Below are 255 nucleotides of genomic sequence, written 5' to 3'. Positions count from 1 at the left end.
ATAGCAGCAGGCTTCGAGCAGCATCCGTCGAGAATGACGCGGTGGCACACCACGACCTCCCTGAGTTTCAAACAAATCGGCGACCAGCGCCCATTCAGCATCAGTCAGGCAGCTGGGATATCGTTGCCCCGGCAACTGGCGTCGGTGCGTTTCGTTGTAGCCGTAGGACTTGCGAGGTTCGGGTGAAACAAAGCTGCCTTTGGCACGCTGCTTCACTCGTGTAATTCCAGCCAGCTTCAAGGCTTTTGCAAACGT

At 56.5% G+C, this 255-nt stretch carries 1 protein-coding gene; it reads right to left on the bottom strand.

From position 1 onward, the window contains the following. On the bottom strand, positions 1–255 hold a 255-nt coding region (locus L6D80_RS29950), incomplete at both ends, for a transposase (RefSeq protein WP_236183116.1).

It is taken from the genome of Pseudomonas ceruminis (genome assembly GCF_021602025.1).
GTDB classification, from domain to species: Bacteria; Pseudomonadota; Gammaproteobacteria; order Pseudomonadales; family Pseudomonadaceae; genus Aquipseudomonas; species Aquipseudomonas ceruminis.
The sequence above is the reverse complement of the archived record's forward strand: the minus strand, read 5'-3'. Positions and strand labels throughout refer to the sequence as shown.